Annotated in this window: 20 protein-coding genes; 12 read left to right on the top strand and 8 right to left on the bottom strand. The window is 44.8% G+C overall.

The window, feature by feature from the left end; genetic code table 11:
• Position 1: 1 nt before the first annotated feature.
• The 6 genes from AC6R05_RS22020 to AC6R05_RS21995 all read left to right on the top strand — a co-directional run bounded on the left by AC6R05_RS22020 (position 2) and on the right by AC6R05_RS21995 (position 4,640).
• Positions 2–301, top strand: a complete 300-nt coding sequence (locus tag AC6R05_RS22020; RefSeq protein WP_032550577.1) for a putative quinol monooxygenase — start codon at positions 2–4, stop codon at positions 299–301.
• A 3-nt stretch (positions 302–304) separates the two neighbouring features.
• Positions 305–1,282, top strand: a complete 978-nt coding sequence (locus AC6R05_RS22015; RefSeq protein WP_500648625.1) for a Gfo/Idh/MocA family protein — start codon at positions 305–307, stop codon at positions 1,280–1,282.
• Between the two features lie 218 nt (positions 1,283–1,500).
• Positions 1,501–1,839 (top strand): Fis family transcriptional regulator, encoded by a 339-nt coding sequence (locus AC6R05_RS22010; RefSeq protein ID WP_500648624.1) that lies wholly within the window; start codon positions 1,501–1,503, stop codon positions 1,837–1,839.
• A gap of 42 nt (positions 1,840–1,881) precedes the next feature.
• Positions 1,882–2,175 (top strand): hypothetical protein, encoded by a 294-nt coding sequence (locus AC6R05_RS22005; RefSeq protein WP_500648623.1) that lies wholly within the window; start codon positions 1,882–1,884, stop codon positions 2,173–2,175.
• Positions 2,176–2,427: 252 nt separating this feature from the next.
• Positions 2,428–3,597, top strand: coding sequence for a glycerate kinase (locus AC6R05_RS22000; RefSeq protein ID WP_500648622.1), 1,170 nt, complete (start codon positions 2,428–2,430; stop codon positions 3,595–3,597).
• Positions 3,598–3,767: 170 nt separating this feature from the next.
• On the top strand, positions 3,768–4,640 hold the full coding sequence (locus AC6R05_RS21995) for a patatin-like phospholipase family protein (protein ID WP_500648621.1): 873 nt from the start codon (positions 3,768–3,770) through the stop codon (positions 4,638–4,640).
• 62 nt (positions 4,641–4,702) lie between these two features.
• Here the strand turns inward: AC6R05_RS21995 and AC6R05_RS21990 are convergent, their stop codons facing one another.
• From AC6R05_RS21990 to AC6R05_RS21980, 3 genes are all read right to left on the bottom strand, one after another.
• Positions 4,703–5,701, bottom strand: a complete 999-nt coding sequence (locus AC6R05_RS21990; RefSeq protein WP_285465738.1) for a 2-hydroxyacid dehydrogenase — start codon at positions 5,699–5,701, stop codon at positions 4,703–4,705.
• A gap of 167 nt (positions 5,702–5,868) precedes the next feature.
• Positions 5,869–6,201 (bottom strand): TehB family protein, encoded by a 333-nt coding sequence (locus AC6R05_RS21985; protein WP_500648620.1) that lies wholly within the window; start codon positions 6,199–6,201, stop codon positions 5,869–5,871.
• A 44-nt stretch (positions 6,202–6,245) separates the two neighbouring features.
• Complete coding sequence (locus AC6R05_RS21980; RefSeq protein ID WP_500648619.1) at positions 6,246–7,028, bottom strand: ferredoxin--NADP reductase; 783 nt, start codon at positions 7,026–7,028, stop codon at positions 6,246–6,248.
• 1,058 nt (positions 7,029–8,086) lie between these two features.
• Here AC6R05_RS21980 and AC6R05_RS21975 point away from each other — a divergent pair.
• Positions 8,087–10,120, top strand: coding sequence for a TonB-dependent receptor domain-containing protein (locus AC6R05_RS21975; RefSeq protein WP_500648618.1), 2,034 nt, complete (start codon positions 8,087–8,089; stop codon positions 10,118–10,120).
• Between the two features lie 94 nt (positions 10,121–10,214).
• Here AC6R05_RS21975 and AC6R05_RS21970 read toward each other — a convergent pair whose 3' ends face one another.
• Positions 10,215–11,006 carry an MBL fold metallo-hydrolase gene (locus tag AC6R05_RS21970; RefSeq protein ID WP_150869919.1) on the bottom strand — a complete coding sequence of 264 codons (792 nt, stop codon included), beginning with the start codon at positions 11,004–11,006 and terminating at the stop codon, positions 10,215–10,217.
• A 118-nt stretch (positions 11,007–11,124) separates the two neighbouring features.
• Here AC6R05_RS21970 and AC6R05_RS21965 point away from each other — a divergent pair, with 118 nt between their 5' ends.
• Together AC6R05_RS21965 and yihG are read left to right on the top strand one after the other, a co-directional pair.
• Positions 11,125–12,096, top strand: a complete 972-nt coding sequence (locus tag AC6R05_RS21965) for a GlxA family transcriptional regulator (RefSeq protein WP_500648617.1) — start codon at positions 11,125–11,127, stop codon at positions 12,094–12,096.
• Between the two features lie 122 nt (positions 12,097–12,218).
• The gene (yihG, locus tag AC6R05_RS21960; RefSeq protein ID WP_500648616.1) at positions 12,219–13,106 is read left to right on the top strand and encodes a 1-acylglycerol-3-phosphate O-acyltransferase, YihG family; all 888 of its coding nucleotides are present in this window, start codon (positions 12,219–12,221) and stop codon (positions 13,104–13,106) included.
• Positions 13,107–13,189: 83 nt separating this feature from the next.
• Here yihG and AC6R05_RS21955 read toward each other — a convergent pair whose 3' ends face one another.
• From AC6R05_RS21955 to glgX, 3 genes are all read right to left on the bottom strand, one after another.
• The gene (locus AC6R05_RS21955; RefSeq protein ID WP_500648796.1) at positions 13,190–13,927 is read right to left on the bottom strand and encodes a tRNA (adenine(22)-N(1))-methyltransferase; all 738 of its coding nucleotides are present in this window, start codon (positions 13,925–13,927) and stop codon (positions 13,190–13,192) included.
• 127 nt (positions 13,928–14,054) lie between these two features.
• The gene (locus AC6R05_RS21950; RefSeq protein ID WP_500648615.1) at positions 14,055–15,812 is read right to left on the bottom strand and encodes a sensor domain-containing diguanylate cyclase; all 1,758 of its coding nucleotides are present in this window, start codon (positions 15,810–15,812) and stop codon (positions 14,055–14,057) included.
• Between the two features lie 243 nt (positions 15,813–16,055).
• Positions 16,056–18,038, bottom strand: coding sequence for a glycogen debranching protein GlgX (glgX, locus tag AC6R05_RS21945; RefSeq protein WP_500648614.1), 1,983 nt, complete (start codon positions 18,036–18,038; stop codon positions 16,056–16,058).
• A 434-nt stretch (positions 18,039–18,472) separates the two neighbouring features.
• On the opposite strand from glgX, the gene AC6R05_RS21940 reads away from it, so the two are divergent.
• From AC6R05_RS21940 to AC6R05_RS21930, 3 genes are all read left to right on the top strand, one after another.
• Positions 18,473–19,792 carry a carbohydrate porin gene (locus AC6R05_RS21940; protein WP_050487373.1) on the top strand — a complete coding sequence of 440 codons (1,320 nt, stop codon included), beginning with the start codon at positions 18,473–18,475 and terminating at the stop codon, positions 19,790–19,792.
• Between the two features lie 80 nt (positions 19,793–19,872).
• Entirely contained in the window at positions 19,873–20,739 is an 867-nt protein-coding gene (locus tag AC6R05_RS21935) for a MalM family protein (protein ID WP_500648613.1), read from the top strand.
• Positions 20,740–20,801: 62 nt separating this feature from the next.
• The gene (locus tag AC6R05_RS21930) at positions 20,802–21,641 is read left to right on the top strand and encodes an alpha/beta hydrolase (RefSeq protein WP_500648612.1); all 840 of its coding nucleotides are present in this window, start codon (positions 20,802–20,804) and stop codon (positions 21,639–21,641) included.
• A 58-nt stretch (positions 21,642–21,699) separates the two neighbouring features.
• Here AC6R05_RS21930 and AC6R05_RS21925 read toward each other — a convergent pair whose 3' ends face one another.
• On the bottom strand, positions 21,700–24,477 hold the full coding sequence (locus AC6R05_RS21925; protein WP_500648611.1) for an amylo-alpha-1,6-glucosidase: 2,778 nt from the start codon (positions 24,475–24,477) through the stop codon (positions 21,700–21,702).
• Positions 24,478–24,525: the final 48 nt, after the last annotated feature.

The raw sequence follows: 24,525 nt of genomic DNA, 5'->3' as shown, positions 1-24,525 counted from the left end.
GATGAAAATGACGAATCCTATCTTCGTAACGGCTGAACTAAGAATAAAGCCAAACATTGAGCGTGCTGTAGCCATCGAGGCGATCGAGCAGTTCTGCCTAGACATGCAGAGTGAACCGGGTTGCTTACAAGCGATTGCAACCTATGATGAAAAGCAGAGTGATAGAGTTATCCTGCTTGAGCAGTACGCTGATCGTGAAGCGATCAATCAACACTTTGGTATGCCTCATACGCAGGCCTTTATTCAGACGGATATGACTGAACTGGTACAAGCATTTGAAACTCAGAAGCAGGAGAAGTAAGCGATGAAATGGGGAATCCTAGGAACTAGCTTTATTTCGGGTGTCATGGCTGATGCAATCAAAGGTGATGCTCAAAGTGAGTTGTATGCAGTTGCAGGGCGTACAGAGAAAACACTGAACGAGTTTGCTGCGCAATATCAACCAACCGTCACTTTTAATAGCTATGACGCTCTCATCGAAGATCAGTCAGTTGATATTATTTACATTGCGCTGCCAAATCATGTTCACCACGAGTATGTAATTAAAGCCGCTCAAAAAGGCAAAGCGATTCTGTGTGAGAAATCGCTGTCGGTTGATATGGAGAAAACCGACGCAGCGCTAGCGGCTGTTAAAGACGCGGATGTATTTTTTACTGAAGGTTTGATGTATCTAAACCACCCACTTATCGTTTCGCTTCATAAAGAGCTAGCAAGTGGCGAAATTGGTCAAGTACGCTCGATTCAAGCGTCATACATCGCGGCGATTGATCAGTTTGTGAATCCAGACAGTAAAGGTGCATTGTACAACCTAGGTTGTTACCCGATGTCTCTAATTCACTCTGTCGCGCAGCACCAGTTTGGCGAGGGTGTGTTTGAAAACCTGAAGATCTCTGCAATTGGCCGACGTGGCCAAGATGGTAATATCTGTGAATCGTCAGCGATGATGCGTTTCAATGATGGCTTTACTGCGCAAATCCACACTGCAGAAGATCACGGGTTAAAGCATGGTTTTACTATTCTAGGTAGTAAAGGTTGTATCACTCTCGATACCAATCCATGGTTACCGACTGAAGAAAACAGATTCACGGTTGAGATTTACGAAACGTCGAAACGTGAAGTGAAAGTCCAAGCGCAAGGTGATGGCTTCCATTATCAAGTGCGCAATATCCGCCAAGCGGTTGAGCAAGGTAACAAGGAACTTGCTGCGCCAATGGCAACTCACCAAAACTCACGCGTAATCATGAAATTGCTGACGGATTGGGAACAAGCGGCTAGCGCTTAACCCCCAGACTTGTATGTACGACTCATGCTTGATTACCTTGCTGTATAGCTTTGCTAATCAACGTGGGTCGTTCTTTCTGACATATTCCCCCAAATATATTCCCTTTTGATTCCCTATAAATACTTTGCAATTCAAGCAGCCACAGTGTCCAATACGGCTTAATAGATTTGAGTTGTAAAAACCTTATATTTTAAGGTGTTAAATAGGAACGTTGCTTTATGCGCAAATCCGATAAGAAGATAGAAAATCAAATTAGAGACGTACTCACCGACGTTTGTGAAGATACCTTGAAAAGCTACGATGGTTTTCTGTGGGTGACTCATACAGTCAACTTCTCTTCTTTTCCTCAGAGCCTGAAAATCGTTGGTGTATTCGATACCAATCAAGATAGAACCCATTTCTTAGAGAGTGGAGGCCAACAGGAAGTCGCTACGGTCATTCAAAATGCGTTCAATCAGGTTGGGATTAAACTCAAGAATGCTGATAAACACATCAGTTACGACACTCAAGAAAACTGCGACCGTGACCACCAAGGCAAGTGGAACTTGAGACTCTAGTCGTCTCGTTTTACGCATTTCCCCCACGATAGAGGACACAAAGTGAAAAAAGCGCAATGGTCGTTTAATAGACAAACACTATTCGGAGTACTTAAACAACTGTCACTGCTGGCGTTGTTTGTCTCCATAGGCGGTGTTGCTCTATTCATTTGGCTTATTTTTGGGATCAATATTGCCCCCTTTGACGACCCTTACCTCTCAAACGCTGAATATAAGCTTCTAGTTGAGCAGGAAAATCAGCTTATGAATCTGGGGTTATGGGTTGGTAAGATCTATGTCACGAGCCTAGTGATTTTCTTTGCGGTTCGTATTTTGAAGGTGCTTCGAAGGGGCTAGAAGAGTACTCTAGCCCTTAATCCCAAGGGTTCGATTAGCAAATAACTTCAATACCTCTATTGTTTGGTTTGTCTAGATCGACCCATTAGTACCAATTGCTGTACTTGGCGCGATTATGGTGTGGTTAAAATCTAAAGAGAAGTCACAAGTAAAAACTGCAGCAGCAAGCTAATACCGCATCTCTGGTTATACTGCCCCTATCGTTTGATTGGCTTGTCGATCACTCATAGGGGCTTATTGGATCTACGAATTATGAAAATAGTTATCGCACCAGACTCATTCAAAGAGTCATTAGACGCTGCTTCTGTGGCGAAATGTATTGAAAACGGATTTCGAGAAGTGTTTCCGGATGCAGAGTATGTGGCACTTCCCCTAGCTGATGGCGGAGAAGGCACTGTCGATGTGCTGCTTCAGGGATTGTCGGGTAACAAGTACACCACTGAAGTTATGGGCCCGCTTGGTAATACAGTTGCCGCGCAATGGGCAATGCTAGAGCCTTCACCTAGTAACCCAAAGCGTACTGCCCTTGTTGAGATTGCCGCAGCTTCCGGTTTGGATTTGTTAGCTCCAGATAAGCGTAACCCAATGCTAGCGACGTCGTTTGGTACTGGGCAATTAATGCTGGAAGCGATTGAGCAAGGTGCAGAGGCGATCATACTTGGGTTAGGTGGCAGTGCGACCAATGATGGCGGTGCAGGTATTGTTCAGGCACTAGGAGGCAAGCTGCTTGATGAACAAGGTAAAGAAATCGCGTTAGGTGGATTTGCTTTGTCTCAGCTAACGACGATCGACCTTTCAGGATTAGATGATCGCTTGCGCAATATTGACCTGACAGTCGCCTGTGATGTTGCAAACCCACTTTGCGGCGAAAATGGTGCGAGTCATATTTTTGGTCCACAGAAAGGGGCATCGTCTGACCAAGTACAAGCGTTGGATTCGGCTCTTCATCACTTTGCGAGCGTTGCCATGCATCAACACCCTAGCATTGCTAAAAGCGACACCTTAGAAATATCAGGCTATGGTGCAGCGGGCGGCACGCCAATGGGGTTGAGCTTGCTGTTTGCGATGCAGTTAAAGCCTGGTATTGAGATGGTGCTCGACACTCTTAATGCTGACGAGGTACTTAAAGGTGCTTCACTGGTTGTGACTGGGGAAGGGCAGATGGACAACCAAACCTTGCAAGGTAAAACCCCTTTTGGTATTGCGCTGCGAGCACAAAAGCAGGGTATCCCAACTATCGGAATCGCGGGTTCGCTAGGCACTGAAGTTGATGAGCTCTACTCTGCGATGGGAGCGCTTTTTGGCACAGTACGTTCTCCTCAGCCGCTAGAGCAAGTATTGAAAGAGGCAGAAACCAACCTAACTCGAACAGCACGAAACATAGCCGCGACATTAAAACTCGGCTCTGCCATTCTTAACTGATCTTCATAAATCTGGCTTATTTAAATCTTTGTAACTGCAGGCGACTTCGTCTGCGGTTTTTGTCGATAGATTTTGCCTATCGAATCTATAAATTTATCCCATTATCATTTGGAGCTAGCGAGTTTTACTATTCCTTTTATCAGTTTTAGAGCAGTAAATAGAGTAGAAAAATGAGTAAGAAAGCACTGATTGTAGAAGGCGGCGCAATGCGAGGTATTTTCGCAGCGGGTGTATTGGATGCATTCATGGCGAAGGATTTTAAACCGTATGATTTTGCATTCGGTGTGTCGGCTGGCGTTTCCAACTTAATCGGCTATCTGTCTCATGCACCACGTCGTAGTCTAGATGTGATCACCACCATGGCGACAGACAAAGCCTTTTTTAACCCAGCGCGTTTTGCCAAGGGTGGCAATTTGGTAGACGTGAAATGGTTGTGGGAAGAGTCGAACCTACGTTACCCATTAGATTACAGCCGTCTATTTGGGGGCATTCCGTTTTATGCAGTGGTGACCAATGTTGAAACTGGTAATGCGAACTACTACCAAATCAAGCCAGAAAACCTTTCCAATGTCGTAGAGGCGACAACAGCTTTACCTATCGCTTATCGAGAAACGCCATGCTTTTCAGGTGGTTGTTATACCGATGGTGGTGTCGCGGACTCTATTCCCGTTCGAGAAGCTTATCGTCGCGGCGCGCGTGATATTACTGTGATCTTGTCACATCCCTTGAGCTATCAGATGAAGCCACAAAAATATCAATGGGTGATCAAAAAGCTGCTTTCAAAGTATCCCAATATTGCAGAATCGATGGCGGTACGTGCTGAAAACTATAACCAGTCGCTAGAGTTTATTCGTAACCCACCGAAGGATGCCAAGATCAAAGTGATCGCGCCCCCAGAGAATTTTGGAGTAAAAAGGCTGACCATGGACCAGACGCTATTGAGTGAGGGGTACCAAATGGGTATCGATGCGGGTAATGAACATTTGGCGATTCGAAATGGTATTCATGGCTTAGATACGGAAAACTGCCACTTCTGTATTTAGGATCTTTTAATGAACCACGAGCTCCAAGTCAGCTCGTGGTCGTTCGTATCTAGAGCTATCGGTTATAGCTCGATAAGCTCATTGCCACTCTTTTCATTGCTAAAGTAAGCAATAATGCTACCGAGCGTGGTGTTGGCAATGTTTGATAGAGCATCTTTAGTCAGAAATGCTTGGTGGCCAGTGAATAGTACGTTGTGACATGCAGACAAACGACGGAATACATCATCGACAATCACATCGTTAGACTTATCTTGGAAGAACAGCTCTTTCTCGTTGTCGTAAACATCAAGGCCTAGTGCGCCAATCTTGCTCTGTTTTAGAGCTTCAATTGCCGCTGTAGAATCCAGTAGTTCACCACGGCTGGTATTCACGATCATCACGCCATCTTTCATTTTGCTAAATGCTGTCGCATCAAGTAGGTGATAGTTCTCTTTGCTCATAGGGCAGTGCAGAGAAATCACGTCTGAGTGTTGGTATAGCTCATCCAGTTCGACATATCTTGCACCCAGTGCTTCAGCAAGTGGGTTAGGGTATGGGTCGTAACACAGAATGTTCATTCCCAAGCCTTTCAGGATACGCATGGTCGCGAGGCCAATTTTACCTGAACCGATGACACCGACGGTTTTACCGTGAAAGTTGAAACCAACCAAGCCCTCAAGAGAGAAGTTCGCGTCACGAGTACGCTGATATGCCTTGTGCAGTTTTCGGTTTAAACACATCATCATGCCGACTGTGTGCTCAGCCACGGATTCTGGTGAGTAAGCCGGAACGCGAACAACCTGAAGACCAAGCTCTTTTGCTGCCTCTAGGTCAACTTTGTCGAAGCCTGCACAACGCATTGCAATAAGCTTAGTGCCACCTTGAGCCAAGACTTCCAAAACGTCGCGAGATAAATCATCGTTTACAAAGGCACAGACTGCTTCACAATCGTGAGCCATCTTCGCTGTCGTGGTTGTTAAACGAAAGTCGTGAAAATGAAACTCAGCCTTGAGTTCACCTTTCGCCAGTGTAAATGACTTTTCGTCGTATGATTTTGAGCTAAAAAAAGCAATGTTGAGCATGGCTTCCTCTCTTACCTTAAACATCAATAATAAGTATCAAAATGATCAATTCACGCAGTGTGCGCCACTTTAGATGTGTTGTCTATCATGATTAGTCATTGTTTTTATTATGGTTATTGTGTGGTTTTATACGGCTATTCGTTATTGGAGATCTTAAGAGCACACTGTTATTTACGAGTGTTGAACATCTTCTTGGTCTCTTTTTCAGACCAAAAGTTAATGTTGAATTGCGCATCGTCACTGAGTTCAACACGGTGCCAGTATTGAGGAGGGCTCGTAGCAAATTGACCCGCTTCAATCACGATGACCTGCTCTGGCTCTATAGCATCAGCATTAGCAAAGCCATAGAAAGTGACAGTCCCTTCCATTACACAGATCTGCCCAAACACACCCTCGGCGGTATTGTGTTGGTTGAGTAGTGCCGCTGGAATATTGTCTTTGGTGAAAAAGGGCGTTGAGCGTTGAATCGTCCAGTGCTTTGGAATACGTAAATGGCCCATAAAGTGATCCTTTTGTTATTGAATTTGAAGAGAATGAGTTCGGGTTACCAGTAATTTTCGCTACTGAACTGACCGGGTTTACGACGTAGGTGCTTTTCTAATCCGAGCTGATTTAAGGCTGCGCTGGTGTCGCGAACCATTTCTGGATTGCCGCAAAGGTAGAAGAAACTACGCTCTTTATTGATAGTGACAGACGTGGCTTGCTCAAGGTCGCCTCCAAGTAACAGACTTGGGATTCGTCCGCGCAAAGCTCCGGCAACGGATTCTCGTGAAATAATTGGCACATAATGAAGTGCTCCTTGAAAGTGTTGGATGAATGCTTGGATGCGTTCTTGATAGGTTCGATCTGCTTGAGTCCTTACCGCGTGAACGAGGATGAGGTGCTTAAACGGCAGAGGTGTCTCTTGTTGTTGAAGCTGTTCTAAAAGAGATAGAAAGGGGCCAATTGCGGTACCTGTTGACAACATCCATAGATCGTTCGCGGTCGAAGGGATCTCTTCGAGCGTCATAAATCCACTAGGATCCCGCCCAACAAACACCTCATCACCTTGTTGAAGCTGGTGGAGCTTCGGAGACAGTTGTCCGTCAGAGTCTTTCACTATCAGAAACTCTAAATGTTGATGGTCCTTAGTGTGTGAAGGAGCATTCACCATTGAGTAGGCGCGTCTGACTAATTCTCCTTGCTCGTTTTCGAGCCCTAGTTTGGTGAATTGTCCTGCAAGATAACTGGAGACAGGCGCCTTCACTTCAATCGAGAAAAGTTGATGGTTCCAATCAGTTCTCCCAATCACTGTGCCTGACACCAAGCCGTGGGGTAGTTCTGTCATAATCTTAATCTCCTATTGAGTGCCTCGATAGCAAGGCTCTAATAAGCATAATCAAAGAGTCTGACTTAATATTAGCAGGTTACATGCCAATAATGAGAATCGTTATCAAATGGGGTTTGGGAATGTTTTTAACTGACTTAAGAGTCTATATGACTCACTTAAATTTATTCCCCTATGACTTATTTGAGTCTAAATGACTTTATTTTTAAATCTTGGAATCTCTAATTGCTTTAGCGAGCTTTTTTGAGCCTTGGGTCGATATCAAGTCATCAAGCCGAATTGAACGGTTAGTGGCCTGGTTGTTGGATGGCTTTGTTTTGGTTGCCACTTTACAGCTAGGACAAGCAGGGTTGGTGAGTATTGAGCGAGGTTGTTTAAAGACTATGTGGTTGCAACTTGGGCAAAGCAGAGAAACCTTTGTGGTCTGATTTTGGTAGTGATAACTATCGGTAAATTGATAACCAAACTCGATAGCAACTTGTTCTATTTCACGCTGAGATTTGGCACTTCTTCTGACTATGGGTTTGATTGAAAGGAGGTATTGTTCAAAGTCAGAGTCCGAAAGTTGGTAAAGAGTTTTCATAAGAATTTTTCGATAGCGATGATGGCGGTTTTGTTATGACGTGAATCATCATAGCAAGGGCATTTGTTATCTGGCGTAACGACATGTAAGCGTGGTAAGGAAAGTTAAGCCATCGAATTATTGTGAAGTGTCTAAACCAGAGTATGACTAATTAATTGAATAGCAATGTAATCTTGTATTCAGTTGTTTGATTTTTCCTGTTGGTAATTATTGGCTTATTTCGAACGGTTTGGGTGGGTTTCGTGCGGGTTTCTTTCAAAAAGCCACCAGATAGAGACTGATGGCTACCTATTTCTAGGATTTTTTGAAATATTCAGTTCAAAAAACAAGAGTTCAGTGAACTTTGATGAATACTACATTGTGATTTTATAAAAATAAAGCATAGAAAAGTAAAGAATGTAAATGAGATGAATTATCATTTGCATCGTGTATTATGCACCGCTCTTGTTGTTGTTTATAAAATATAAGTACCATTATGAAACTGAAGTCACTCTCTGCAGCGATTACCGTTGCACTTACTACTTTTGCTGCCCAAGCTGCCGATGAAACCGTCGTTGTTGTCGGTTCCGCCCTAGATCAACACGTTCAAACTGAGATCAACTCTGATACTCTGGAACAGAAACAAGCGTCAGACATTAAAGATGTTCTGAATACCATGCCGAGCGTAACGGTAGATGGTAACGCTCGTTACTCTCGTAAAGTCTTCATCCGTGGTATGGAAGACAAGTTCTCGGTTGTTACCATCGATGGCGCTCGCCAAGAAGGTCAATTGTTCCACCACTCAGGTGACCAGACGTTTGATCCTGCAATGCTGAAATCTGCAGAAATTACTCTAGGTGGTAACTCTGTACTTTCTGGTGCGGGTGCGATTAACGGCTCATTCAGCTACGAAACAAAAGATCCGAGTGACTTACTGCGTGGTGACGAAACAGTTGGTGCACGTGTTAAGACTGGCTACCAAACGGCTTATGAGCGTTTCACTACTAACGTAGCTGTTTACGCGAAGCTAAACGACAAACTGCAATTCATGGGTATCGCTAACTACTCTGAAGATGGTGACCTACATATCCCTGGTGAAGATGACGTTACATCTAAGCAAGGCGAGTTAAAGTCTGGCTTGGCGAAAGTGGTATTTATTCCAAACGACGCCAACGAATTTAAGCTGACATTCAACAAATACGAAGATGGTGGTAAGCGCCAGCTTTCAGGTGAAAAAGCGGGTGCGCTGTACGCAGATGATGAGCATAACTACCATGCAATCAGCCGCGATACAGTGACACTAAACCACCATTACGACAATGGCAGCGATCTTGTAAACCTAACAACTGACCTGTACTACAACCGTCAGTACATGGACCGTGATGCACTAACTGAAGACTACGGTAACTGGGATAATTCATCAGGTAGCTGGGTATTCACCAAAGACGGCGAACTGTCTATTCCAGATCGTGAATACAATGTAACAACCATTGGTGGTGATATCCGTAATATCTCATGGGTCGGTGATCATGAGCTGACTTATGGTGTTGAAGGCTACAAAGCGAAACAGTGGATTGACTCTGGTTTAGGTACTTACACTTCAGGTACTAAAGCAGGCGAAACTAAGAACTACGACATGGATGGTGGTACCGTTACTGCTTACGGTATCTACGCTCAAGACGCCTTTGAAATCAGTGACTTCCGTTTTGTGACAGGTCTTCGTTATGACGTGCACGAACTAGGTGGCGTGTTCTCTGGTAAGTACGACCAGCTTTCACCTAAGTTCCAAGGTGAGCACCAAACAACAGACAACCTAAGACTACGTGTTGGTTATGGTCGTCTATTCAAGGGTGCTGCACTTCCTGAAACGCTAACCATGAAAGCCGCGAGCGATGTAAATCAAGCGGATACTAAGGCGATGACAGGTAACAACTACGAAGCGGGCTTCGATTACGATCTGTCTGATTTGCTTGCAGCTGATCACGCAATCCTAGGTTTCACGGCTTACCAGTACGACCTTGATAACCAAATGCACCCAACGAAAAACAACACAACACTGGCAAACCAGTACGATGTTGAAGTGTGGGGTGTAGAGACAGTATTTACTTACAGCATCGATGACTTTGCGCTATACGCAAACCACTCGTTCTCTGACGGTGACCAAACTAGTCTAAAAAATGGCACAACAAGCCACATGAACAAGACTGGCATCCACAACATCAAAGCGGGCTTCAACTACAGCCTATCTAATGAGCTAGTGTTTGGTTGGGATTCACGTTTTGTTCCGGGTAATGACTACACAGATGAAGATGGCGTGAAGATTGAACGTGCTGGCTTCGGTACTCACAACATTTGGGCGGCTTACGTTCCAGATTTTGCTAAGGACCTGTCGGTTAACCTTGCTGTCGATAACCTATTTGATAAGAAGTACGCTGAGCACACAGGCTTTGGTATCTCTTGGGGTTCTGAGAAGTACACCAGCTACGAAGCAGGTCGTAACTTCAAAGCTTCTGTTGCTTACAGCTTCTAAAAAAACAGACACTGCCTAGAGCAAGCCCCGCATTACGCGGGGTTTGTTCTTTTAGGAGACAGAAATTTTGATATTTAGAGTTTATATCTCTTATTTAAAACTCTAGTGTTTCACCATCTTCAGGAATCAACACCTTGTCTGCTAATTGATGATGTTCAAGCGTCTGCTTTAATGTTGAACGTTCGATAGGGCAGTGATTCAACGCTTCCATGTGATTGGCGATCACTTTACCTGGAGAAAGGCGGATAAACTCCATCACTTCATCGGTTGGCATCAACAGAGGCTGTCCCACATCCATTTGAGCTTGACCAGTTGCGACCACAGTAATATCGGGCTTTAGCTCAGTTAGAGCACGCTTCACGTCGTCAGTCAGTACCGTATCACCACTGATGTAAATTGATGGTTCATTTGGAAGCTCTAAATAGAATCCACAGCCATTTGCCATCACTTTATGGATCCAGCCATGACCATGTTGCGCAGGCACCGCGGTGATTTTCCCCTCTAGATAATCCGTCTCGACCCAACTGTCTAAACCATGACTCACGGTAATCCCATACTTCTCTAGGTAAGCTTTATCTTTGCTTGGTGTGGCGACTGTAATGCCGTTATTAACCAAGAAAGCCTCACCTGCTGTGTCTAGATGGTCACCATGTTGTAGGGGTTTGAAACCAAAGGTTTGACTGTGTGTGATTAAAGCATGAGTCACCGTATCAAGTAGTGGCCCTGCATTGGCGGGCAAGTCTACGGTTGGGTTCTTAGCAGCTTTAAAGCGCAGTACAGAGAACGGAGGCAGTGAGCCTTTTTCACCTAACATCGGATCAATCAGAATACGGTATTGGCCTGATTCAATAATAAAAGTGGCACTGCGAAGGTGATGAATTTTCATGATGTTTGCTCCGATGAATTAATGTCCAACAATTATGGTGCAGAGTGAAAACGTGTAATACTGTGTTTAAGGTAATCTATCGCTCAAATTGGGCCATTGTTCTATTGAGGTCATTTTAATGCTTTCGTCTTCTACTGAGCCTGTCAAAGTCGCTGTGATCGCGTTTGAAGGGATCAGCGCATTTCATTTGTCGGTACCCTGTTTGGTTTTTCAAGATGTATTCATTGAGAAGCAACCCAAGTTTTCAGTGAGCTTGTGCAGTCTCTCTGGGGATGATTTTGCCTCGGGATCAGGCTTTGGTATCAGTATAGAAGAGGGGATTGAGCGTGCTCGCGATTGCGACATTATTGTAGTGCCGAGTTGGCCCAACTCTTTACCTCAGGTGCCAAAAGCCCTAATTGATGAACTGATATTGTGTCATTCGCAAGGTAAAACCATTGTCGGGCTCTGCTTAGGTGCTTTTGTGTTGGCGGAAGCGGGGTTACTCAACGGGCAGAAGGCGACGACTCACTGGGCCTTTAGTCAACAGTTCAAGGAGCGCTTTCCTCTTGTTGAATTCGATGAGCAGCCTCTGTTCATTGATAACGAGAGCACGATTACTTCAGCGGGTACCGCAGCTGCGTTGGATTGCTGCTTACATATTGTGAGGAAAGTATGTGGGACTGAGGTCGCGACTCAACTTGCGCGTATCATGGTCACTGCCCCGTATCGCTCTGGTGGTCAACAGCAATATATTCCGACGCCGATACAAACCAAGCCAATTCAGGCAATTAGCTTTGAAGGTGTAATTCAAGAGATAGAGCAGAACCTAACTAAGTCATATAACCTAGATGAGGTCGCTTCATTGTGTGCAATGAGTCGACGTACGTTTACCCGTCAGTTTAAAGCCGCGTATGGGTGCTCGTTTGGTGAATGGTTACTTCAACAGCGTTTGAAACTCAGTCAGCGATTGTTAGAGTCTACCGACTACGCGATTCATCAAGTGGCAGAGCAAGCAGGCTTTGGGTCTGAGAGTGTTTTTCGCAAGCACTTTAAAGCGACTTTTAACTTGGCTCCCACCCAATGGCGTGACAAATTCACTAAAGTCTAACTGCTATGACCACTCGGTAAATGTGTCATAAATATTTCAATCGGTAGATAGAGAGGCTGTGAAAAAGGTATAATATGCGCTCCTGTTTTATACCGAATTTCGTTAAGTTACTGTTTACCAATATGTTAGATAACCTCCGTTTAGTCATCAGTGTTACCTTGGTGACTATCAACACTGCCGTGATAACGGTGCTGATCTCTTTGCTTGCGTTGATTAAACTGCTCATTCCTATTGCCTCGGTAACGAAATTGTCTAACCGTGCGTCTGATGCTGTATTTTGGCTTTGGGCGACTGTGAATCTCGGTATTTTGTCTTCGATGAACCGTATCGATTGGCAAATTGAAGGGGGTGAGGAGTTATCAAAAGAGCAGTGGTATTTGATGATGTCGAATCATCGCAGCTGGGCGGATATTGTAGTTTTAGCCTCGGTGATGAAAGATAGAATGCCAATGCCTAAGTTCTTCCTTAAGCACGACCTTCTTTATGTACCGTTTGTGGGCTTGGCGTGTTGGGGCTTGGATATGCCATTCATGAGAAGGCACTCGCGCGAGTTTCTGCTTAAAAACCCAGAGCGCCGAAACGATGATTTCAATGCGATTCAGAAATCTTGTCAGAAGTTTCAAAACAACCCGACGACTGTAGTGAACTTCGTGGAAGGCACGCGCGTGAATGCTGATAAATTGGCGACAGTGAAAACTCCTTACCAACATCTACTAAAGCCAAAAACGGGTGGTGTGGCGTTTGCTCTTTCTAATATGGGTCACATGCTCAATGGTGTCGTTGATGTGACACTGGCGTATCCAGAGAATCAAGAATCACCATTTGAGGATATGCTTAAGGGCAAGATGACCAAAATTGTGGTGCGAATTAAAGTACACCCGATGGATGAAAACTTAGACGGCAACTACTTTGAAGATAAGGTCTTCAAGCGTCGTTTCCACGGTTGGTTAAACGGAGCATGGGAAGAGAAAGACCAGTACCTTGATGGCGTGTATAGCAGTAAGCAATAGCCTACTCCATTGATGCCAGATACAACAAAGCCGATTGATTCCAATCGGCTTTTTCTTTGTCTTTGATTTGCAGTTCTAGCAACTTAAACGGCTTGGTATTGCTCAATGATATGAGCCACAGAATTAGGCTTTCCTTGCTTTTCTAAACCAAAAGAGATGCGCTGATAGTGTTGCAAGGTACGCTGTTTGTATTTCTCGATTACCTGTTGTTCTTGTTCACAGTTGGGTAACCAAATCTTGTTACCGACAGGAGACACTTTATGTTGGCGTAAGTGAGTACCTGCTAACTCGCTAGTGGCTGGTTGATAAGTTACATGCAGTATTTCATAGAAGCGTCGATTCTCTTCCACGAGCTTTTCATCGTTCATCGAGAAGTCACCTTTACCGAGATACTCACGCAGCTCAAACAGTTGATGCACTGGGCACAGTAGAAAATCAAAGGAGATATTCGGGTTATTTGAAATGACGGCTTCGATTAGCGTCTGCGTTAGCTCCCCACCGACACCCGCAATCACAACAAGATGTTTGCCCTTATGATCAGCAAGCGGCAGTTGGCTCATGTCCATACAGTGCACGTGCCAGTGTTGAGTGGTTTCGCTATTTTTATTACCCAGCTTCTCAGAGACAAAGTGTTGACTAAGAGTTGTTTCCAGCTCGGTCATCAGGCTGGGAACGATGTCGACGAAGTGAATATTCGGCGCTTTTTGCTCAATCAATAGCTGCATGCCTAAGTGGCCATGATCGCAGCAGCAATCCCAGATATGGTCATAGGGTTCAGTAATGAGGTCACTGATAGATTGAAGTCGATGACTGAGCTTTATCATAGGTAGGTTCTTTCTATTGAGCGAATGAGTGCGTTGGATTTGACCGGAGAGGCATTGTAGTCGGTTTCAGAAAAAACTAAAGCACCGAAGAGGGAGTTCGGTGCTTTTGTTCGCTTTATCGGTTTTATGCAGCAGCGGTGGAAGCTGAGTCTTGCGGTGACACAGGTTTGAAATAACCTTCGACGCGATTCCGGCCTAGTTGCTGAGCAATCACTTTGGCTTGTTCCGCTAACGCCAGTGCGGGTTCTGACTCCCCTTCGAGCGAAGAAAACCCAATACTGACGCTGGCTGAAAGAGCAATATCAGGCGTCTTAATTGTGCTTGATGCAATGGATATCCTGCACTGGTCTAGCTGGGTTCTAGCATCATTCTCGTTGTTGGCTTTAAAAAGAATGGCAAACTCTTTGCCACCCATTCGTGCCAAACTCAAACTCTTTGGTTTTGGAAAGTAGGAGCGAATGGCTTCGGCAGTGTTCTTAATTAAACGATCACCGATGGTTTCGCCATAAGCGTTATTCAGGTGCTCGAAATGGTCAATATCCAGTAGAGCGACAAAGGTATCAGGTTCATTAAGATGAGAAGCTAAGGCTGCATTGAAGTTGTTCTTGTTATCAAGCTGAGTCATCAGATCTTTGCAACTTAGTTGATGATGCAATAGAAGGTTCGCTAATGATGTTTCAGTAGCGCTTCGAACCATGCGCAGAATAGAGCGGCTAATAGGGAATGTGCTGTTGATGTAGAGCACGGCCAGCAGTTGCTTGCGTGAATGGAGTGGAATGCAGTAGTGACGTTCAGTAATTTTAAGGCTTCGAGCCAGTGAGTCAGCATACCCTCCATTGCGGTAGGTTAGGCTATCTGGCAGCAAGCTTTGTGCTAGGGATTGATTGGTATGCACAATGCGCTTGTTTCCATGGTAATCGATCGTGCTAAATGCGTGACTTGTTGAATCATAGAGACAAAATTGAATGCCCTTGTTGTAGCAGAAGTGATTGATTACTGATTTAAGCTGACGTTTAAAGCCCGCTATATCATCCACTTGATTGAGGAGTGAAAGCGCTAGGTTGAGCCTGTGAATTAGATAATTGGCGACAATCCAGAGTAGTAGTAGTGAACCAAGCACAATCGCAGTTAAAGTGAACTGATGTGAGCTAGTGAGTATGTCTTGTCGATCGGTACCAGCAATGAATACCCAATTTAAGCTGTTATCTGCATCGTAAACCGAAACTTTAAAGTGATCTTGGTAGTAGTACTCGTGTTGCCCAGAGGTTTGCCCCAAGGACAACTGGTGGCTGATTCCCGCATGAAAACTGATCGATTTTGTGCCTACTCGTGTTGGGTCTGGGTGGAAGATCAGCCTTTCCGTTGAGCGGTCGACGACAAATATGTAGCCATTATTCAGTGTCTTGAGATCACGTAAACCTTGGGTGGTGTGAAGAAGATCAAACTCGATCCATATCTCTTTCGGGCGGTCTGAAATGGTGTGTTTAACCGCGAATACCCAGCGTCCATCAGTCTTTTGATACACGGAGGAGATATAGAAATCTTCTGCGACACTATCGATTCTATGCCATGTTAGGCTGTTCAGTGTCGACGAGGGGAGGGATAAGCCGCGGCTAGAGAGGTATTGCTTGGTATCTAGATGATATAAGACGATATCGGAGAAGTTGGATGTGCGCTTGAGGATGTTTTCACTCAGTTCGATGAAGGCGCTTTTTGAGGCCGTTTGACCTTGTTCTAAGCTGGTTTTGAGGAGGTAGAGCTTGCCAAAAGTGGCTTCAATATTAGATCGAATAATAGAGTTACCAATCCGGATGTTAGAAGCAGACTGCTCCCGCGCTGAGTTCTCCATCCGCTCCAACTGAGCTGCCGCTAAATAGATCATCCCTCCTGTGAGTAAAACAATATAAGGTTTGAAAAGACGAATTAATGTTTTAGGTAAAGCCATGATATCCAAAGACGTTATAGATTCATTTTTATAGTGGCAGCATACTAAACAGTTTTCGTAATCACATCAATGCAAATGATTCCATATAAAAGAAACGGATTTGTGATATTCACCGAATAAAAAAACCAGCTATAAATATAACTGGTTTTTATGTAAATCGTTCTTATATTGAGCGTTTTTCTATGTGTTTGAGCTGTTCTCTTGGCTAGGCGCAGTAAAGTGCAGAATGGCCATCGACGTTGGCGAAAGCAGCATTTCACCTTCTGCAGAGCCTGGTTTTACATTGTGAGAGTTGGTATCACAAATCGTTACCCAGTTTTGCTCTCTGTCATTTGGCAGTTTAAAGCGAGCTGGCGCATTGGTTTGGTTGATCAAGTAGATCATCTCATCGCCATCTTCACCAATTCCCAGATGTAGAGCGACAGAGCTGAGTCGATTCCAGTCATCGTGCTCCATCAGCGTGCCATCGACACGGCTCCAGAAGATTCGGTTCGAGTTACGCTGTTCACCACTGAACGCCTTAATGAATGGCACCATATACTCTTGGCGAGCTGAAACCATGTCAGAGAGCCACTGTTTAAAGTCAGATTTTCGCTCGCTCGATTCCCAATTTAGCCAGCTCGTTTCACTGTCTTGACAGTAAGCGTTGTTATTGCCGTTTTGGGTATGAGACAGCACATCCGCCGTCAGAATGTGTGGGATACCAAAGGCAAACAGTAAACTCGCCATGAAGTTGCGTTTCTGTTTCTCGCGTGTGGCGATTACTAAGGTATTTTCAGTTTCACCCTCTACACCATAGTTTTCCGAGCGGTTATCACCGTGACCATCGCGGTTGTTCTCACCATTCTCTTCATTGTGCTTATGCTTGTAAGACACAAGATCTTGCATGGTGAAGCCGTCATGGTAAGTGATGTAGTTGACTGTCAGCTTATAAGGCCAGTGCGCGGCACTGTAGATATCGCGTGAGCCCATTAGGCGTGTCGCGAACTCTTTTAGATAACCTTGATCACCGCGCCAGAAGCTGCGGGTAATGTCTCGCAGTTTGTCGTTACACTCGTTCCAACCTAGTGGGAAGTTACCCACTTGATAACCGTTCGGACCAATATCCCACGGTTCAGCAATCAGTTTGGTCTCTTTCAACACTGGATCTTGAGCTACTGCTTTGAAAAACGCGGCTTCTGGACTGTATTGATCGCCTTGGCGGCCCAGCGTTGCGGCGAGGTCGAAGCGGAAGCCATCAACTTTAAATTCAGTCACCCAATAGCGCAGCGTATCCATCACCAAGTTAAGTGATGCTTGGTATGTTAGGTCAACCGTATTGCCGCAGCCAGTGAAGTTCGCGTAGTGACAACCGTGCTTGATGTAATGACGATGATCGAGCGCTTTCAGGTTGAAGGTACAACCGCCTTCGCCACCTTCTGCTGTATGGTTGTAGACAACATCTAGGATAACCTCAATGCCATTGCGGTGAAGCTCGCGGATGGCTGTTTTGAGCTCGGTGACGGCGTCTTTTTCTGCGTAGCGAGGGTCTGGAGCCATGAATAGGTATGGGTTGTAACCCCAGTAGTTAACCTTGCCCATGTCTAAAAGGTGCGGTTCGTGCATACAAGCAGCAACCGGTAAAAGTTGCAGCGAGTTGATGTTCTGTTCTTTGTAGAAGCTGAGCATTTCAGGGCTTACTAACCCCATGTAACGCCCTTTGCTGCTGCTTTCTAGTTCAGGGTGCAGATTGGTGAGGCCTTTGACGTGGGTTTCGAATAGAACTGTCTCTTCGCGAGAAATCTTAGGCCCTTGAATGCCTTGCCAATCGAAGCTGTCGCCTGTCACTACACACTTTGCCATACCGAAACTCTTTTCCGGCGTATAAGGCGTTTGATAATGAAGTGGCTCACTGAGTGCCTTGCCATAAGGGTCAGAGAGCAGCAGTGATCCTTCTTCTGTCTCAACGATGAAGCCATACTTTTGACCTGCAGAGATACCCTCAACAAAGGTGTACTTAATGCCAGCGTATTCGTTTTCTAATTTATAAGTGACAAATTCATCATTCTCGTCAAAGAGGGCGAGTGAGAGATTAGGGCAGTCAGGGGAATAAATAGAGAAGTTACAGCCAGTGTCATCTAGCGTTGCACCGAGTGGATATGGGCGTCCGAGCGTTCTAGTCATTGTTTTATTTCTTAATCGTTAAACAGCTTTGGTGAACTATTAGTAAAAAGCTTTGTCTCTTTAAGGTCAAGCAACTTCAAGAAGAATTTATTGTTAAAAAAATAATTTACCGATTAAGTTCAAACAATATATTTGAGCTGGATCTCATTTGATATGAATAATTAGATCTGTGTACTGTCTACTCCTCCTAGATTAAGTGATCTAACTCTTCTAAACACCGTTCTGTAAATTTTCTACTCCCTTCTCATCCCCCTTAATTTAGTTAGGGGTGGAGGAAGTCAAACTTGTGCGCCCCCCTTAATATTGACCCCGTTGAAACGAATCAGGGGAAACCCTAAACCTCTCTATCTTACGTCCGCCATTACTGCCTTTGGCTGTCGCAAGAGAGCAAAAATATAAAACCTAAAAATAAATCGTCCTTAATGGAGTTAAGAATGAAAAAAGTAAGTTTGATTGCTGCAGCAGTGACTACCGCGCTAATGGCTGGCTCAGTATACGCAGAAGAAGTAGCTCTTGATGTAACAAGTGGTGATGAGGCAATGGAAGTTGAGGTAGCTAACCCAACTGACGTGATTGCTGATGGTTGGGAAATCCACGGTTACATGTCTTCTAACGTTCGCGTTGTAGATGGCAAAACAGTTGATACTGAATTTGGTAAGCCAGATTACAAAACAGCAGGTACACACGGTAAGAGTACTAACCAAGTTGAATTTGTAGTTAAGAAGCACTCAGAGTACCAAAACGGTGTTTGGGCGGACTACGTGCTACGTACTGAATATGGTAACGGTAACTCTTACGCATACACTTCTTCAGGCAGCCAAAAAGACAACACGACTGCACAGTTTGAAGTAAAAGAAGCGTTTGTTGAGCTAGGTGGCATTCTTGGCGAAGACACGTCTATCTGGGGTGGTCAACGTTTCCTAAACCGTGCTGCAGGTATCCTATCTGGTGAGTTCTGGAAGCAATCTTCTGGTATCGGTGCAGGCATCCAAACTAAGCTAGGCGGCAACACTGCTGGTATCGCTTACATGATGGCAGATACTGATGATTCAATTAACAATGGTGCAGACCGTGCAACTCTGTCTTCTCTAGACCTTTACTACTACGGTGTAGATGCTGGTATCGGTTCTCTAGACTTTGACTTCAAATACGGTCAGCAAGCTCTAGACGGCGAGAATGACGACGGCTTCGGTGCTTCTGTAACATTGAACACTAGCTACTACGGCCTAGACGGTTGGACACAGAACGCGATCGCTTACGGTAAAGGTGTAATGCAAAACCGTGGTGTGAACTTCGGTGGCTGGTCTGGCGGTGACGACAACGCTGAATCACTATTCCTAACTTCTTACGGTGTACTAAACATTTCTGATCGTGTTCAACTAGGTACAGAAGTGACTTACATTACAGCTCTTGACCAACTTTGGGGTGCTGAAGGTCTGACTCGTTACATCGTAGCAGCTCGTCCTTCTTACAAGCTAAACGACAATGTTCGTCTAGAAGCAACTGCATCTTACGGTCATGAAGAAGGTGATGAAGGTTACTGGGGTCGTACTGGTGACGCTGTTGAAAGCAACATCATTAACTTAGAAGTTGCAACTGCATTCACAGCTAACTCTGACTACTTCGGTCGCCCACAAGTGAAGCCTTACATCAGCTACATCAAAGCTGACGATGAAGCAAGTGCATCACAAATCGGCATCGAAAACGGTAAAGACCAATTTGTATTCGGTGTTCACACTGAAATCTGGTTCTAAACCATTTATAGTAAAGGGCAGCCGATTGGCTGCCTTTTTCCGTTTCCCCCTACTAACAACCAATAGTGAGAGAGATTACAATGACAAATAAAAGCTCCATGTTAGCCGTTTTACTAGGTGCCTTGCTAAGCGGTTGTGCTTCAGATGCTCAAGTACAAACACAATTAACGCCCCCAACCAATGCAGAAGTATGTTGTAGCGATTTTTCGCAATTTCCATACGCCCAACTTAACGACAATGAAGATTTAAAATTTGATATCGACTTAGGTTCTCCTGTCGGTACCTTTACAGAAGGCAATAGCCATTTTGCGGCCTTTAGATTCAGTGATCGCTCCGGAGAAATGGTAGTGACGCTGTCTAGCCTGATGATTGATGACTCAGTGTTTGCTCCGGAAGCAATTCTATTGGATGAAAATTTTCAGCCAGTAAAAACACTGAAATTTGAAGATTTCAAAATTCGCGCATCAGATGCTTTTACCCGCACTAGCTATATTGAGCGCGTGCGTATCGATGCAAGCGAAACCCCATTTATGGTTGTTTACACACCAGCGGATCAATTAGGTAAATCGATTCAGGTTGATCACCCAGCCAAGGTGCGTGCCAAAGAGTTTGGTGAAGTGATGCCAATGGTAACTGACCCTGTTTACACAAAACAGTTAGGTGGTCGCTTGGAGCTAGAAGTTCAAACTCTAAAACTTCGCCCTTATCGTGCCCAGCCAGTTGTTGCGCCTGCAGCAGTAGTCGCAGCACCAGTTGTCGCTGAAACGAAGAAACCGACAACACAAATCCGTGTTCAACAAGAGACTCAAGACTTCTACATCTCTGCAATTCAAAATGCAGTTAAGTCTGGTGATGTGCCAAAAGCACTCAGCCTATTAGACGAAGCCAAAGCACTGAATGTCGAAGGAGCTCAAGAAGCCTTTGTACGAGCAGTCAATGCTAAGTAATTGAACAGGAATAGCGCCTAATATAGGCGCTATTTTTTTATCTAGAGTTAACGGTTTTTGTAATGACACAAATAGAACAAGATGACCTGCTATTGATTGAGGCGTTTCCTATGCCTCAATTAAAGCGCACTCGCACCCTACGAATCTACCTCCCTTACGATTACGCGACATCCAACAAACACTACCCTGTGCTCTACATGCACGATGGCCAAAATGTGTTTGATGAGCTCACCGCGACTTACGGCATGTGCTGGCAAGCAAAAACCACCTTGGATGAGATGCAAAAGCAAGGTGAAACAGATGGCATCATCTTAGTCGCGATCGACAGCAGCGATGAGCTCGACAAAATGGGACGATACAATGAGTATTCGCCGTGGAAAGCGACGAGTCAGATCAGTGAGTTTGGTATTCCAGACGAGCTTTGCGATTTTGGTGGCGAAGGGGATGATTACGTCGACTTTATTGTTGATACGTTAAAGCCATATATTGACCTCAATTACCGAACCCAGCAGCAACGCAATTCTACTTATTTAGCGGGCAGCTCAATGGGTGGATTGATCAGTTTGTATGGCGGTGGCAAGCATCAGCATGCATTTGGTGCTCTAGGGGTGTTTTCACCTGCGTTTTGGTTTAACCACAGTGAATATTTTAATTATGCCTCTGGTTTGGCGTTTGAGCTTCCTGTTAAGATCTATATGGACATGGGAACCAATGAAAAACGAGAAGATACCAGCGTAGATTTTGCTCAGGTATATTTAGAGGGTTCCCGCTCTATGAATGATATTTTATTAAATAAAGACAATGTCTCTCTTATTTATATGGAAGGCGAGGGGCATGAACATAATGAAATTGCTTGGGCGAAACGCTTTCCAGACTTTATTCGGTTTATTATGAACCACTAACAAAAAGCCTGAACAATATATTCTGATAGATTTTTTGTTCAGGCTTTTTTATTTGCTATTAATCTTTCGCTATTGCGAATTCCTGAATTTCCCTTTTATTGCGTAAGTAGTCCTGATTAAGAATACTATTATGAGCGATTGAAATATCAGGCTGCGCAAACTCAAGTCCTTCTAACAGTTCATAATTTGGTTGGTTATGAATGGTTACTGCGGCCTTAGAAGTATTCGTTGTCACTTCTCCGTTCATTTGGTTGATTATGATCTCTAGATCAATCGCAAGAGGGACACGAACTTCTGCGTAGTGACTGTTATTAATATCTAAGGTTAAAACCAGCTCGATATCAGACATCGCTTCCGACTCTTCGCTCGATGACAAAGCATATCGAGTGACTTCATTATCTGACGAATAACCTAAGACAATTCGTTTATTGTCACCATAAGGTAGCGATGCGTTAAACTGCGTCCACTGCTGAGGTAGCTTAGGCGCAATATTAATACGATTGTCGAGCAATTGAGGGCGGTAGCCTAAGTAATCTTGCTGAGCGTTTCTCGCGTACTCTGATACCGACCAAGCTTGTGCAAAGGTGCCAGATTCAACTAACTTGTTACTGTCGTGTTGGTAGGCATCTAAGTTTTCACTCATGGTGCCACGACATCCTTGATTAAGGATCTGCTTGGCCAAGTTCTTAGACAGTTGGTAGCTAAAGTCTTGTTGCTTGTATCGAGTTAACGCCGTCACGGTAAAGCCGGCATTCCAGCCCCAGATCGTTCCATTGTGATAGGCCGCATCTTTATGATATTGGCTTTGATTGTCGTGGTAAGGGTGGAAGTCGATATGTTGCTGCTGCAGAGAACAGATACCCCAAGGGAACAATAACTTATCGACCGCATTTTTGACGATGTGTTGCTCAATATCAGGCGTAGTCAGCGACTCTTGCTGCGGAATTGATATTGTCATTAGCTGGTTTGGTCTAACGCTATAGTCAGGTTTATCGCCATCGGTTAGGTGATCCGCTAAACAACCTTGCTCTGAGTGCCAAAACTGGCTGATGAAGCTTTGCTTTACTTGAGAAGCGCGTGTTCGCCACTGCTGTTTGCTTTCATTATCACCAACAAGGTCAGCTAAAGCCATCGCACAATGAAGGCTTTCGAACCAGAGTGCCTGAATATCATTCGCTTTTGGTCCTCTTGGTGACCATGGAATCGCGCCGTCAATTTTAGCATCCATCCAAGTATCAGGATGTCGGTGGCTCATTAGGCCATCTTGCGCAAGGTAATGCTTCTCTACGCCTGAGATAAAGCGTTTTAAAGCTGGATAAATGGCTTTAGCAAAGGCCTCATCTCCCGAATAGTTGATGTATTCCAGCGCTTCACGAATCATCCATGGTGTACCGTCTGTGGTGTTATAGATGATGTTGGTTTTACTGGTGACTCTGTTTGGAATACGACCAAAGTTAACCGAAGATTCGTCGGTCATCTGCATTGCTGCAAAGTTCTCAATAATCGCCTTCGCTTCTTCAAAGAATCCGTTAACCAGGCTGGTACCAGATAGCGCGATAAAGGTATCTCGTCCCCAACAGTCTTTAAACCAAGGTAAGCCAGCCCATATCCCTGTACCGAACTCATGGCTCACAAAGGTACGGCTGGCCAAACGTGCCCACATTACAGCTCTGTTATACTCAACGTCGTTGGTCCACAAGTAGTTGTTACATAGGAACTGGTATATCGCTTGCTGGTGGCCTACTAATGCACCTTTTTCTGCAGCGTCTTCTGCCATGCTTTCAGCTTCTTGTCGCTGATGCGCAAAGCTCATGTACACCACCAGTTCTGTCTGCTCTTCTTTCGTTGAGAACAGCAGGTTGATGTTGTTTGAAGAGAGCTGCATAGGCTCAGCGATAGAACGGACTTGCTTTGACGAAAGCTCTTCAACTTGTACAGCGTGATTGGCTATGAGTGAGACAAACTTAGGGCACCCTTCTGGACAAACCTGGTCATCGATCTCTAGGATGATGTGGTTAGGATACTGGTGAACCTGCACGTAATGGCTTGGAATATTGAGTTCAGGCAGTAGGCTTAATGTCTGTTTACTATCGCTCTTAACGGAAATTGCGACCTGTCTTTTCTCTTGCATCAAACTCAAGCAGTCTTGGCTCGATGGATAATGATGCTCAAGCCCATAAGGCATTAAGGACGCTTGTTTTGCTTGGGTTTTGTCATTGATAACGCGATTGATGAAGCTTGCAAACCCACCAAACAACCAACCTTGATGATGGCGATATTTGCCGCTGTTGATGAAGGTGTGCGTGGTACCGTGGTAGTAGCCATCAACGTTGTCGCCGAACACGAAAGTAAACGGCGTTGTTTCGGTGATCGCAAGCTGGGCAAAAAGATCGTTCGCCTCTAAAGCGAAGCTAGGCTTTCTCCACTCTTGTTGCTCGGCCTCGATTGCCTCTAGTGCAATATCGACAGGCGGTCTCTGCGTTACAGCTTCTGATTGCTGTTCACCTTGCTCTATGGTCATCGCTGGTGCGTCAGATGCAAGGTCAATGGTCACTGTGTAGTGGCCTGCGGCTTGGGGTGTGAAGAGTAAGTCATTACCAATGCCTTGAGTGTTAACCAGTGGTAACACGTTTTCTAGAGCACATTCTACGGCTTTGGTTGGGTGGCCTGATAACGTCCATTGCTTGGTGCCATCGAGATCGGAGATCTTAAAGCGGTATTGATCTGTAGAGAGGCATAACGTGGCTTGCAGTGTATGGTCGTTGATTGCTGTGAGTGGGGTATCAAGTCCCCAGCCATTAAACGTACCTTTTAGGTAGAGTGTTGGGATTTGCATAGGATGAAGGTTCCAAAACAAAAAAAGGCACAGCAAACTGCTGTGCCA

The organism is Vibrio sp. R11-SG3-ISO9, from assembly GCF_059834255.1.
The sequence above is the reverse complement of the archived record's forward strand: the minus strand, read 5'-3'. Positions and strand labels throughout refer to the sequence as shown.